Genomic DNA, 15,016 nt, shown 5'->3' on the forward strand with positions numbered 1-15,016 from the left:
GCAAATGAAAGTCTGTTGGGAAGCTAGTTTTTTTCGCTCGGTATCTTGTACAAGCGCAGCGTTAGGGAGTTTTGAATGTTGGAACTTAAGGTAATGCTGGGAGCGGTGGTCGGCCCCGTTTACGTGGGTGTATTACTAGCGAGCCTAATTCTATTGAAGTACAGGTCTACGAATGCAGCGTCCTTGTTCGTTTGGGGATGCAGCATGCCGCTGACTATCTTTTCGTATCTAGTCTGGATTTATGGAAGTGGCGGTGACCATTGGACGCTGTTGATACTGGTTATTCAGCTTCTGGCACTGGCGCAAATAGGTTGGTTGGGCGGTCTGCTAACTCTGTTGGGGCATATCAGCCAAGGGCGCGCTTTGAAGAGGGCGGGGTTAGCCATTTCTATTGTCTCTGTTGCGCTGCATGGCGTTTTTTTGGGGGGGGTCGTAGCGTTTGGTTATGGCTCTTCATGAGCCGCTCCTCACCAAGATTGGTCAAATTATCTAGTCAGAAGGAATTGAGCGATGTCGTTTAGCGAGTCCACATTCGAGTATATAAAGAGCCAGGCCGAACAGGCCAAGGCGATTGCCAGTCTGCTTGGCGCGCCGGATGTCACTGCCCAGGGAATATTGGGAGCGATCGGCGAAGAGTATGAGGCGCAGGGTGTCGAAGACGTTTTCCAGGTGGCGCGGGTCTCCACCTTTAGCCACGAAGAGATCAGAAGCAATTATGAAAGCGTACTTAAAGATCAGCAGATCCTACGCGATGTGGTCTCGGCCGGATCAATTAAGAAAGCGCTGATCAAATGGGACAACGTGGTACTCAACGATATTGGGCCAGGAAACATCAAGATACTGACTGCGATCGACCTGCTGGCAAAGTACAACGCCGGCAACCCTGAGAATGATCCATTGGACCTTAAAGGTTATAGCGGAGACTACAAGTCGCTCGTCAGTGACCTCTCCGATGAAAACAACAGTGCCAGTCTGAAGTTCGCCGCGCTGATGTTACAGGAAGGCCGTGCCTTCTATGCTGAACGGGCAGGTGTCGCCTGGGCTTCTTATGATCAGGATACCCAGGATGCGATATTGATCACTTACTACAACAATGGCAAAGAGTGGGCTACCACCAAGGCCGACAAGTTTGCCGCCGATAACCCAAGTGGCCAATACGCACCCAAGCCCGGTGGTGGTTTAAGCGGTGGCGAGGTGTATCTTGAGAATGCCGCGAAGATCAAGAAGTACGTGGGGGTGCCTTCTACCCCTATTCCGTCGGTCAGTGACAATTATTTCAAGCTCGATATCAACAACGCGGGCAGCGTGACCGAGAAGGGGGCCACCGACCACGAGCGCGAAGCCGCCCGGGTTGTCGATGGCCTGGTACGCAGCGGCGGTGGCTGGAAGATCACCTATGATCCCAACAAGCTCAACACCAACCAGTTGCAGGGCAACTGGGTCAACAACACATTTACCGCCGCCGCTACACAGATCCTCGCGGATGGCTATCGTCCAGGTAACGTCAATACTTCCAGTGATGTGTTCGACTTTAGCCTGCGTAGTTCCAGCCTGGGGATTTCCTATGGAAGTACTCTGGGAGCATTGCTGAACTCAGGCGATGCCCGGGCACGCCTGACTTTGCCCACCGACCCTCTGATCCTGGACCTAAATGGCGATGGCGTACGCCTGACTGACTACCTAACGGCTCCGGTATTTTTTGACGCCGACAACGATGGCGGTAGCCTTGAGGAAACAGGCTGGGTTGACGCAAGTGATGGCATCGTCGTAGTGGACCGTAACAACAACGGCAAGATCGATAACATCAGCGAGACATTTTCCGAGTATTTCGGTGGCGCGGCGGGTAGCGCGGGTAACGCGGGAGAGAAACGCTTCCAGAATGGATTTGCCGCACTGAAAAGCCTGGACAGTAACGGCGACAACGTTTTCGATAATAAGGATGATGCCTGGTCCAGCGTTAAGGTGTGGGTAGATACCAACCATGATGGTAAGAGCTGGGAGGATGGCAATTCAAATGATGCCGTTGATGCTGGCGAGGTAAGCGAATTGAAATCGCTATCTGCACTTGGTATCACTCAAATCAACCTTACTCACACGGAACAGAGCGGTGAAGTGCGGGGTGGCAATGAAGTGCTAGCAAGCGGCACTTTTTTGCAAGATGGTACGACCAAGGAAGCCATCGCGGCTAACTTTTTGGCCAACCCGAATGGCCATACTTTTACGGCAAGTGGTACTGGCACCGTCGTCTCGACCCAGGGCGCCGAGCAAGTTGCTTCGGTAAGTGCTTACGTCTCGTCCTCAGCGTCGGGTGAAATCATTGATGTCGCGCAAAAAGGTGTAAACAACGCTACGGGCGGGTCGGGCGACGATGTTCTGCTGGGCGATGTTGGGACCAACTGGCTGGCTGGCGGTCAGGGTAGCGATACTTTCAAGGCCGGAGCGGGCGATGATGTTCTGTTGATCGATGGGGACGACCAGCAGGCGAACATCCACGGCGGAGATGGAACGGATATTGTACAAGTGGTTGGCGAGCGCGGAGTGATTCTCAACCTTGAGCAGGCTGAGGTTGAGATCGCTCAGGGCGGACGTGGTAATGATGTATTTATCGGTGGTGGGCTCAGTACGGTTTACATGCGTGGCGGTGATGGCGACGACATTCTAATCGGTGGCGCGGCCAGTGATGCGCTGTCCGGCGAGAATGGCGATGACTTCATAAGTGGCGGTTCAGGTAGCGATGTGTTGAGGGGACATCGTGGCCGCGACCAGATTATGGGTGGGCTCGGTAATGACCTTATCGATGGCGGTTTAGACGATGACGATCTGAGTGGTGGTGGCGGCGACGATGTGCTGATCGGAGGCGCGGGCGACGACAGCATCGATGGGGGAGACGGTGTCGATGTCGTTGAGTTGGCAGGCGTGATTGCTGACTACCGTTTTATCCGCACCAGTGAGGGTGTTTGGCTGAGCGATAAGATTTCCGGCCGGGACGGTACCGATTTTCTACGAAATGTCGAAAAAATCAGTTTCAAGAACCTCAAGCTAGTCGACATTGTTGGTGACGCCGAGGAGCTTGAGGCACCATTGGTGACCCGGGATGTTCTCAGTGTGGACAAAGCGGGTAGCACCTTCGGCCGTTCCGGCAAACACCTAATCGGCAAGGAACAACTATTAAGCAATGACATCGACTGGCAGAACGATACCTTGCGTATTAGCGAGCTGTTCGACGTCACGGGCGGCCGCGCAGAATTGACTGAGGCTGGCGACGTCCTCTTCATCCCAGAGCGTGGTTTTACGGGCATCATGGGATTCAAGTACACCGTCGTTGACCAAAAAGGGAATTCTGCGAGCACCATCGTAGATGTGGCCGACGGTAAGGAGGCGATCATGCGAGCCTCTGTTTCTTTGCGAACGCCAGATCTACCCAGCGACCCACTTGTTACCGAGCAGTGGTATCTCTCACAAACGAACGTCCTGCCGGTATGGAAGGAATACACCGGCTCCGGAATCCGGATAGGTCAATTCGAACCAAGCAATATATTCGGTGCCACAAAAGAGATCCTCGACTACCGTCATCCGGACCTGAAGGCCAACATCAATGAGGCATGGCTTGCCAATGCGGTGCCTGGTCAGCTGGCTGGGGAGGGTAGCGATGGCAAATTCAGCGATCATGCAACACTCGTCGCCGGTGTAATGGTCGCTGCAAGAAATGGTGAGGGCATTGTTGGTGTCGCCTATAACGCTAGTATTGGCGGTCACTGGTTGAACAAGGACGACCTCTCTAGCCTCAACCGCATGCACCAATACGATGTGGTCAATAACAGTTGGGGTAGCAACGGCCGTTTCAGCCTACGCTTTAATCCAGCGGCGCTGGGATTGATGCCTGCCGCCTACAATAGAGCTTTAAGCGAGGGTCGCGATGGGTTAGGCACCGTCATCGTCACCGCCTCTGGTAATAGTCGCGCGCTAGGTGGCAACACCAATTACTCCAACGTAACTAACTCACGCAGCAGTATTATCGTCGGCGCGATCAATGCTCAAGACGATTTGGGCGCCTTGCAGCGGGGCGGTGTGCCGTTCTCTACTCCAGGGGCGAATATCCTAGTCAGCGCGCCTGGTTCCAATATTACCTCGACTTCGCGACTTATCCAGAACGACAACGGTTCGCTGTTCGGCGCCGATAATTCCACCTCTCAAGGCACCAGCTTTGCCACACCTATTGTGTCCGGAATCGTGGCCCTGATGCTGGAGGCAAACGATACTCTCGGTTATCGCGATATTCAGGAAATTCTTGCCCTGTCCGCCCGTCAGGTGGCTGATCCGACAACCCATTGGCAGTTCAATGGCAGTGATAATTGGAACAACGGTGGAATGCACGTCAGTCACGACTACGGTTATGGCGCGGTTGACGCGCTGGCAGCCGTACGCTTGGCGGAGACATGGACGTCGCAACGTACCCGATCCAACGAGTTTTTGTTCGGCTCTCCCCTGAGTTCGGGCGAGGTGAATCTGGGCATCCCTGACGCGCAGCCCGGTGGCTTGCTACTAGTGCTTAGCGCCGAGTCGCGGATCCTTCGCGTGGAGCACGCTGAGATTCGTTTGAGCCTTAGCCACCAACGCCCGGGCGATTTGATCATCAAGCTGATTTCGCCCGCAGGTACCGAATCGATTTTAATGGATCGCCCGGGCAAAGTCGCTGGCGCCACCGGAGAAGGCAGCGGTGATGTCACTTTTGCTGGCCAAAGCAGTCTGGACTACGTGTTTTCCACGGCACTACTGCGTGGTGAGTCAGCAACCGGCGATTGGAAGCTACAGATTATCGACAGCGCTAGTGGTGCTACCGGTACCCTGCACAACTGGAGCTTGAATTTGTATGGCTCCGGAACCTTAGTTAACGACCAATATGTATTCACTAACGAGTATGCGCAACTAGCGGCGCAGGGCCGCGATGTATTAGAAGATCTTGATGGTGGAGCCGATACCATCAACGCGGCAGCTATAAGCCAGAAGAGCATCATCGACTTGAGCAAGGGTATAGCGCAGCTAGCCGGTGCTCAACTGACAATCGTTCGCCCGGAAGCGATCGAGAATGCCATCGGCGGCGAGTTCGCCGATGAACTTATCGGCAATGCCTTCAATAATCGCTTGCTCGGCGGTAATGGCGACGATCTGCTGTCTGGGGGGGCGGGACGCGATCTTCTGCTCGGTGGAAGGGGGAACGATACGCTGAACGGCGGGGCGGACAGAGACTATTTCGTTATCGAGCGTCAGCCAGGTTCCAACGATACCATCCAAGACTTTGAGTTGGGGCTCGATAAGTTGGTGCTCGCTGATTTTTACGATCCTGACCTTAATTCCAACGACGAGCCATTCGGCAATGACTCGTTCTCGATGCTGAATATGCAGCAGCAAGGTAACGATACTCTGCTCAACATTAGTGGTCTGCATAGTGTCCGTTTGCAGAATGTCGACGCCACACAACTAAGGGCAGAGAACTTCATATTCCTCAGGCAGCGGATGTCGCTAGCGGAAATCAATCATTACGAGTCCTTCGGTTTCGGCATCACGCCTAACGAAATTGCCCTGCCGGATACAGCAACAGGCGGGTTCTACCAAGTGTCATCGGCGGCCCAGACTGTATTTGGCGGCCAAGGCGGCGACTCGATTCGAGGCGGTGGTGGTAACGATGTCTTGGTAGGCGACCGTAGTACCGCCGGCGATGAGGGCGGCGATGACTACATTGATGGGCGTGCCGGCAACGACGTTATTCGTGGCGGTGGTGGCAACGACACTCTGAAAGGAGGCGGAGGCAACGACTACGTTAATGGTGATGCGGGCGATGACGTGGTGTACCTAGAGGGTGATCAAGGCTCTTTCGAGACGGGAGCCTATGTGGCCCCTCGAATCGTCTGGAATGGTGCGCGCTTGACCGGTGCGGCGGTCTCGGGCGGGGCCGGAAATGACCGTTTCGTGGTTGGTAAAGCAGCGATTGATGGTTTTACGGTGGACTTGTTGAAAAACCTAGTTGAGGACTTCGAGGTCGACAACCCTCTGGAGAAAATTGATCTTTCTTCACTCAATGGAATTCGTTCTTTGACCGATCTCGCGTTTAGTGAGGTACAGGTCAACGGTGAGGCTTACCTCAGGGTCTGGCTGGGAGCTGGTGCTGGCGCGTTCATTACTCTCAAGGGAGTCAATGCCGCGCAACTTTCCGCCAGCAACTTCATCTTCTCCACGCAAGCGTCGAACACTCCGACCTCGCCTGTATCGAGCGGTGTGTTTGCCGGCAAGGAAATTAACATCACAGTCACGAACCCGCAGCCGATCAAGCGACAGATTGACAGCTCGCTGATCGGTGAATTGCACGCAACGACATCCTCCATTGCGGGCGGTGGTGATGCATTGTTACCGGACAGGGAGGGTGGGACCATTTATTGGGCCAACGATGCCGGTGAACGTGTCTTCGGCGGTCAAGGAGGGGACCTTATCCGCGGAGGGATTGGTAATGACGTGCTGGTGGGTGAGCGAGAGCCCGACAGTCCGCAAGGCGGTTCCGACAGAATTTTTGGCGGCGCCGGTAACGATGTTCTGCGAGGAGGCGGTGGTAACGACACCCTGCGTGGCGAAGCTGGTCTTGATTATCTCAGCGGAGATGCCGGAGATGACACGCTCTACTTGGATGGTGATCAGGGCGCATTCGACGTGGAGGGACTCGATACGTCAGCGGCGAGTGTGACCGTTACGGGCGTCCGGTTTACCGGTGCGGCTGTATCCGGTGGCGAGGGTAACGACCGCTTCGTCATCGACGATGCTTCGTCTAAGGGTTTGCTGGGTAATCTGATTCTCGATTTAGAAGTGGCGAACGCTGATGAGAAAATTGACCTGAAGGAGTTCGATCATCTGCATGGCTTTGCGGATTTGAGCTTCAGCGACCTGCTAATAGATGGCCAGCAGTATCTGCGCGTCTGGTTAGGGCAGCGGCAGGTGGGTACATCCTACTTTACTTTGAAGGGCGTCGAGGCGGCGCAACTATCGGCACACAACTTCATTTTCGCTGATGTTTTCGCCGAGGCTGTGAACGATCCTAAAAGCTACATTTCACGTTTCGACGGTGAACTCATTGGTGACGCGGGTGGAAACACACTGAGCGGCTGGGATGGCTCGGGGACTATGGAAGGCCGCAGTGGTGATGACACCTATATCGTCGACGACGCAGGTGACTTGGTGAAGGAGGTAGCAGGGGGCGGCTATGATTGGGTGCAAGCCTACATTAGCTATCAACTGCCGGAAGAGGTAGAGGTGCTGGAGCTAAAAGGCTGGGGTGGAGTCAACCTCAATGGCACTGGCAATAGTCTAGCCAATCGCCTTATAGGTAACAGTGGGGCGAACACCCTTGATGGGGGCGCTGGTGCTGATGTCATGCTAGGTGGTCAGGGAAATGACACTTATGTAGTCGATGATAGTGCGGACAGAGTAATCGAGAGAGCAAACGAAGGGGTCGATACAGTTAAAGCATCTGTTTCCTTTACCCTATCCGAAGAATTGGAGAACCTCACCCTCACAGGCGATCAGTCGATCAATGCGACCGGTAATGCCATGCGCAATCTGCTAATTGGAAACCGGGGTGATAACCGGCTAGATGGAGCGAAGGGCGCTGATACGATGCAAGGCGGTAAGGGCGATGACCTTTACTTTGTTGACGATCTAGGTGATGTCGTAATGGAAAACCCTAATGAAGGAGTCGACAGAGTTATATCTTCGGTCAACATGATGTTGAGCAGCCATGTTGAGGAGCTTGAGTTGATCGGCATGGCTCGCGAGGGGACAGGCAACGACTTGGACAATACGTTGCTCGGCAATGCCTTGAACAACCAGCTGAATGGCGGTGGCGGCAACGACTGGCTGGCAGGTGGGGTGGGCAATGACAAACTGCGCGGCGGCAAGGGTAATGACTATCTGCTTGGTGGCGACGGTAGTGATGCCTACTATTTCGCTGCGGGTGATGGTCAGGACACTATCAATAACTTGTCCAATACTCCGACTGACAACGACATCCTGAGCATCGAAGGTATCACCCGTGGCAACCTCTGGTTGTCGCGCCAAGGCGATAGCCTGGTGATTGACGTCCGGGGCTCGGCAGACAGCGTCACTGTGCAGGGTTGGTATACAAACTCGGCCCAGCGTCTAGATGCCGTTCAGGCCGGCGGCTCGACGTTGTATGCCAACCAGGTCGACAACCTCGTCAGTGCTATGGCCGCCTTCGGCGCGCCAGTTGGCGGGGAAATCAACCTGAGCCAGGTGCAACATGACCAGCTAAATGCAGTCATCGCAGCAAACTGGCAGTAGTACAACGCGCTAACAAACAGCCCGCCTTTTGGGCGGGCTGTTTGTTTGTGGCGCTTCAAAATTTTACTTAGTCCTTACATCTGTGAGCCTTTTGCTACCCGAAGTGGAAATGTGAGTTAGTCGATATTTTTTTGCGTCATTCAGGGCTCGCTTGCTTGTAGAATCGCCGCCCCAGAGATTTGGCGTTCTGCCATCTTGTTGGCATGGACGCTATGATGCAGGACAACTCCACCTCTACAGCACCCCCCAAAGAAACTGATAGCGGCCTTGCCTGCCTGGTAATGCTTGCTCGTTTCCACAACGTTGCTGCCTCCCCCGAACAACTCACCCACGAGTACGCCGAAGACGGCCGCCTGTTTGGCCGTGCTGAGATGCTTCTTGCTGCCAAGAAACTGGGTCTGAAGGCCAAGTCGGCACGCAGCTCTCTTTCCCGTCTGAGTCATACACCTCTTCCGGCAATTGCCACTGACAGCGATGGGCGCTTCTTTATCATCGCCCGCCTGGATGACGGCAAAGCACTGATCCATGACCCGCTGGCACAGCGCCCGGAAGTGCTGAGCCTCGAAGAGCTGGAAGCGCGCTGGACCGGCGAGTTGATCCTGATCCGCTCCGAAGCCTCACTGGCGGGCGATCTGGCGCGTTTCGATTTCAGTTGGTTTATCCCCGCCATTGTTAAGTACCGCAAGCTGCTCGGTGAAGTGCTGCTGGTGTCGTTTGTGCTCAATATTTTCGCCTTGCTCACGCCGCTGTTCTTCCAGGTGGTGATGGACAAGGTGCTGGTGCACCGCGGCCTGACCACGTTGGATGTAATCGCCATCGGCCTGCTCGGCATCATGATTTTCGAGACGCTGCTCAGTGGCTTGCGCAGTTATGTGTTTGCCCACACCGCCAGCCGTATCGACGTGGAACTGGGCTCGCGCTTGTTCCGCCATCTAGTGACCCTGCCATTGGCTTATTTCCAGGCAAGGCGGGTCGGCGACTCGGTCGCCCGCGTACGCGAGCTAGAAAACATCCGCAGCTTCCTCACCGGCAACAGCATCACCTTGATTCTGGATGTGCTGTTCTCCGTGGTGTTTATCGCCGTGATGTTTATGTACAGCGGTTGGCTGACCCTAGTGGTGATTTTGTCGCTGCCGCTGTACTTCATCGTATCTCTACTGATCACCCCGGTGTTGCGTGCCCGGCTGAACGAAAGCTTTACCCGTGGCGCAGAGAACCAGGCCTTTCTGGTTGAAACCATTAACGGCATCGATACCCTGAAGTCGATGGCGGTGGAGCCCCAGATCAACCGCAAGTGGGACAACCAACTTGCGGGCTATGTGGCCGCCAGTTTCAAAACCCAAACCCTGTCGACCATCGCTAATGAAAGCGTCGGCTTTATTGGCAAGTTGGTGACCGTGACGACCCTATGGCTCGGCGCACGCTTGGTGGTTGAGGGGGATCTGAGTGTCGGTCAGTTGATCGCTTTCAACATGCTCGCTGGCCGGGTATCGCAGCCGATCATGCGCCTAGCGCAGTTGTGGACCAACTTCCAGCAGACTGGCGTTTCTGTGCAGCGCTTGGGCGATATTCTCAATACCCGCACTGAACTGTCCCAAGACTCACGCAGCGCACTGCCGCCACTGCGCGGCGATGTCGAATTCGACCAAGTGCACTTCCGCTATCGCCCAGATGGCTCCGAAGTGCTGCGCGGTATCAGCCTGACCATCCAGGCGGGTGAAGTAATTGGTGTAGTGGGGCGCTCTGGTTCCGGAAAAAGCACCCTTACAAGATTGCTGCAACGCCTCTACACCCCCGAGCGCGGCCGCGTGCTGGTCGACGGCATGGACCTAGCTCTCGCCGATGTTTCCTCTCTTCGCCGGCAGATCGGCGTGGTACTGCAGGACAACATGCTCTTCGCTAGCAGCATCCGCGAGAACATCGCCCTGGTCGATCCGGGCACACCTATCGAAGCGGTGATGCATGCCGCCACGATGGCCGGCGCCCATGACTTTATTCTGGAGCTGCCAGAAGGCTACGACACCGTAGTTGGCGAACATGGCGCCTCGCTCTCGGGCGGCCAGCGTCAACGCATCGCCATCGCCCGCGCGCTGATCGGCAACCCGCGCATCTTGATCTTCGACGAAGCGACCAGTGCCCTGGACTATGAGTCCGAGCGCATCATCCAGCAGAACATGCAGGCCATCTGCAAAGGTCGTACGGTGATCATCATCGCCCACCGACTGTCTGCCGTACGTGATGCCAACCGTATTCTGGTTATGGACCGTGGCCAGATTGTCGAGCAGGGCAGCCATGCCGAACTGCTGACCCACCAGGCCGGCCATTACTCGCGCTTGCACCGCCTGCAGCAAGGCGGTGCCGCATGAGCGCCAAACGCGACTTGATCAACCGCTACCGTCAGGCCTGGCGACATTCATGGCAAAACCGCAAAGCCATGGATGCACCGGCGCGGCTGAATCACGAAGTGCAATTCTTGCCTGCAGCCTTGGCCTTGCAAGAACAGCCGGTGCATCCAGCGCCACGTTATACCCAATGGACCATCATGACTTTTGCTGCCCTGACCCTGTTGTGGGCCTGTGTCGGCGAAATCGATGTGGTGGCCACTGCCAGCGGCAAGATCGTGCCCAGCGGTAAAAGCAAGGTTATCCAGCCCAGTGAAGTGGCGGTGGTCAAAGCTATTCATGTGTATGACGGGCAACAGGTCAAAGTCGGTGACCTACTTATTGAACTGGACACCAGCATGACTGGTGCCGATGTCGAGCGTCTTAACAGTGATCTACTCGCCGCCCAGGTCGACAACGCTCGTGCCCAGGCACTGCTCGACGCCATTCAGCGCAATCGCGCCCCGACTAGCTTGGCGCAACTGATCCCCCTGGCAAGCGCCGAACAGCAGCTGGCGGCGCAACGCTGGTTACAAGGTCAGTACTTGGAACTGCAAAGCACTCTTGAGCAAAGCGAGGCTGCCATCGAGCAACGCACCGCCGAGATCCAGGCTGCCCAAAGCACGGTGGCTTCACTTGAGCTAAGCCTACCGATCACCCGTGAGCTGGCTGCTGACTACAAGCGCTTGCTCGAACGACAATTTGTCGCCAAACACGCCTACCTGGAAAAGGAACAGATTCGACTCGATCAGGAGCGTGAGTTGAGTATTCAGCAGTCACGAGTACGCGAACTCAGTGCTGCGAAGAAGGCCGCGCAGAGCCAGCAAAACAGCGTCATCGCACAGACCCGGCGCGCCATGCTCGATCTGCAGCACGAGTCTCAGCAGCGCGCCGCAGCACTCACTCAGGAACTGAAAAAAGCTCAGCAGCGCGACAGCCTGATGCGGCTGACCGCCCCGGTAGATGGCACTGTGCAGCAACTGGCCATTCACACAAATGGTGGGGTGGTCACTGAAGCCCAGCCGCTGATGGTCATCGTCCCCAGTGACCAGCCAGTGGAAGTGGAAGCCATGCTGGAGAACAAGGACATCGGCTTTGTAAGGCCAGGGCAAACCGTAGAGATCAAAGTCGAGACGTTCAGCTTCACCAAGTACGGCGTAATCGATGGCGTCGTGCAAAGCATCTCCAACGATGCCATTGAAGATGAGCGCTTGGGGCTGGTTTACAGCGCACGGATACAGCTAAAGAAGAACACGATCCAGGTGGGTGAGAACCTGATTGCGTTGTCACCGGGCATGGCGGTTCGGGCAGAAGTGAAGACGGATAAGCGGAAGGTGATCGACTACTTCCTTAGTCCGCTAAAGCAACATGCCGCTGAAAGTTTGTCAGAGCGCTAATCAGCGCCAAAGAGAGAGCGATGTTGAATACGGGATAGCTCCGGAAAGTGCCGACAGTGAGAGCAAGCGGCTCAGCCACGGCGACGGTTTGGATTTGATGACCGGGCTGGGTAGTAACGAAGGCCCACGGATATGCCGGAGTTCGGTGCGGGCATTGGTGAAAGCGATCTGTGGTTCGAGCGCTCCGCCAGCGATCAGGTCATCCGCATCCCTGGATGCCAGTGATCAGATCCGGGTTGCCAACTGATACAACCGAAGCTCGGCGCGGCTGGAGGTCATCCATTTGATGGATGACAAGTGCCTCTTAGAGGATCTGGTCCAGCCCATGGTCGACGTCATCGCCTGGTTCGGCTTAGCTCCGGGCGAAAGCGTCAGTCTGAGTGCCGGGCAACAGCAACAACATATACTTGTTGAGTTTACTTAAACAGTGCGCGATAGGGGGTGAGTGTCAATGCTATTAAGTGATTCCCATAATAACGGCGGGGCAATGATGCAGATTGATCTGGCTTTTCGGATTTATGGAGAGGAAAGGAGTTAGTTTGTTATCGGTATAAATATGGAAATGAAGTCGCTAGCTTTTTGCGAAATTAATAATTACAAGGAAATGTATCATGAGTGCAATAACTAAAGTTACTATGGATGGCACTAAGGTAACCGCCCATTATGCAGATGGCACATCTGTTACCAGCGATAGTGCGGATTCAAATCATGTCGGGATGACTACCCAAGAAGCTTATGATACGTTTGAGTACTTGGATGAGGTGCTTGAGAAAGCGCCGCTTCCCATGCCTTACAGTATTCTTAATAAACTTGATTTTTTTGATGATTTCTTTCAGAGCTTGGTTCCGGTTGTTTACCTCTGGAAAAATCGTACAGAGTTTGAAGAAAGAAGACTCGCATATTACGAAACGGTAAAGCCGGAAGTAAATACCAACTTCCAGGATGCAAAGGTATTTGTCCAGCGCAGCGACCCCCTCGCCCTAGACCTCGACGGCGACGGTATCGAAACCGTTTCAGCCAACGCCGGCATCACCTTTGATTCCGACGGCGACGGTCTTAAGACCGGCACAGGCTGGGTAAAAGGCGACGACGGTTTTCTGGTACTGGATCGTAACAGCAACGGCACTATCGATACCGGCAAGGAGCTGTTCGGCGTTGATACCGTCAAGGTGAATGGTCAGTTGGCCACCGACGGCTTTGATGCCCTGCGTGACCTGGATGGCAATGCCGATGGCGTATTTGACGCTCAGGATGAACAGTTCGCCAACGTCCGCGTTTGGCAGGATAAGAATCAGGATGGTATCGCCCAGGCTAACGAGCTAAAGAGCCTGGCCGAGCACAATATTACCGCCATCAACCTGGGCTCCACTGCGACCAGCCAGAACTCCAACGGCAACTTGATCAGTGCTGTGGGTACTTTCGTACGTGGGGATGGCAGTGAGGGTTCGGTTAACGGCAACCAGAGCTTGGCTGCTAACTTGGATCTTGCTAGCAACCCCTTCTATCGCGAGCACACTGATAGCATTGCCCTTAGCGATAGTGTTAAGGCCTTACCAGGTATGCAGGGTTCCGGTGCTGTGCGCGATTTACAAGAAGCGGCCATGCAGGATGACGGCTTGCGCGCAGCTTTATCGCAATACAGCCAAGCCACCACGCGGGCGGAGCAGTATTCCCAACTTGATAATTTGTTAGCCGAGTGGGCAAGCAGCAGTAACTTCCGTACCTTCGATCAGCAGGTCAGTAACCTCAATTTCACTCGTGGTCTCCAGGAAATTGAATTTGAGTTTTCTTACTCTTGGGAAAAGCCAGAAAATGCCTTCACATTCGCTGCCGGTTCGCACTCAGGTGGTGGCAGTGGCAGCGGTACTATCGGCGGTATAGGGGAGTACGAGGATACTGGGCCTACTCCTGAGCAGCTAGCGAAGAAAGCACAGCTGGAAAAGATAAAGATTTTGGAGATTTTCAACGGCCAGAGTTTTTTCAATTTTGCCAAAGAAGAAACACAGAATAGTGATGGAAGCTCTGCTGTTTCGGTTGCTTTTATGTCAGGTAGTACAACGCGTAGATCAAGTGGGGCAACAGGTAGTATACCGACAGGTACGCGCACTATTTACATTACCGAGGAAGACTTGACGGTTAATGCTGGGCAGTCGGCACTGCTAGATAGCGCATATCAAGCGCTGCGTGAGTCCGTATATAACGGATTGCTGCTGCAAACTCGTTTGAAGCCCTATGTGAATTCTATTGAGCTGACAGCCAGCGAGGCAGGCATCCAACTTGATTATTCTGGATTGGTGCAAAGCCTAGTTGACACCGGCGTAGCTGATCCGGTTAAAGCAATTATCGACAGTAGCGACCTACGACAGGCAATGCCCTATGGTCCCGATTACTCGGTATTAGGAGTATTAACTGAAGGTTGGCTTGGCCAGCTATCTGACAGTCAGTTGCAGTCTTTGTCGCAACAACTTAACGGGCTCGTGCTCCAGAATGGCGATGCTTCCGGCGCCCTTACCGGCGGAACTGGGGTAGATTTCCTCATGGGGCAGAGCGGTAACGATACTCTTACCGCCGGAACGGGCGACGATTTTCTGAGTGGCGGCGAAGGTAATGACAACCTCCGCGGCGGTAACGGAAACGACCTGCTGCTGGGCGGTGAAGGTAACGACACCCTTAGCGGCGATGCCGGCGACGACATCCTTGACGGCGGTGCAGGCAACGACAACCTTAACGGTAACGCAGGTAGCGATATTTACCGTTTCAGCCGTGGCTGGGGTCAGGATACGGTCAGCAACTACGACACCAGCGTAGGGAAGGTCGATGCCATCGTCTTCGCCGACGACATTGCACCGGATGACATCGTTGTTACTCGCTCCAGTATCAATTTGATCCTGTCAC

At 54.7% G+C, this 15,016-nt stretch carries 5 protein-coding genes; all 5 read left to right on the forward strand.

Annotated elements, in window-relative coordinates; all coding sequences use genetic code 11:
- Positions 1 to 204: 204 nt before the first annotated feature.
- A complete protein-coding gene (locus tag ACIN8IBEIGE_RS20840) occupies positions 205 to 459 on the forward strand; it encodes a hypothetical protein (protein WP_256665302.1) in 255 nt (84 codons plus the stop codon).
- A gap of 51 nt (positions 460 to 510) precedes the next feature.
- Positions 511 to 8,343: a S8 family serine peptidase gene (locus ACIN8IBEIGE_RS20845; protein ID WP_160016463.1), complete on the forward strand. Its 7,833-nt coding sequence runs from the start codon at positions 511 to 513 to the stop codon at positions 8,341 to 8,343.
- Positions 8,344 to 8,558: 215 nt separating this feature from the next.
- The gene (locus tag ACIN8IBEIGE_RS20850) at positions 8,559 to 10,709 is read left to right on the forward strand and encodes a type I secretion system permease/ATPase (RefSeq protein WP_256665303.1); all 2,151 of its coding nucleotides are present in this window, start codon (positions 8,559 to 8,561) and stop codon (positions 10,707 to 10,709) included.
- Positions 10,706 to 12,121 (forward strand): HlyD family type I secretion periplasmic adaptor subunit, encoded by a 1,416-nt coding sequence (locus ACIN8IBEIGE_RS20855; protein ID WP_160016464.1) that lies wholly within the window; start codon positions 10,706 to 10,708, stop codon positions 12,119 to 12,121. Before ACIN8IBEIGE_RS20850 ends, ACIN8IBEIGE_RS20855 begins: the two co-directional genes overlap by 4 nt.
- 611 nt (positions 12,122 to 12,732) lie before the next feature.
- Positions 12,733 to 15,016 (forward strand): calcium-binding protein (locus tag ACIN8IBEIGE_RS21080; RefSeq protein ID WP_160016465.1); only part of this gene is annotated, 2,284 nt, incomplete at its 3' end.

This window comes from Pseudomonas sp. 8BK, assembly GCF_902506475.1.
GTDB classification, from domain to species: Bacteria; Pseudomonadota; Gammaproteobacteria; order Pseudomonadales; family Pseudomonadaceae; genus Aquipseudomonas; species Aquipseudomonas anguilliseptica.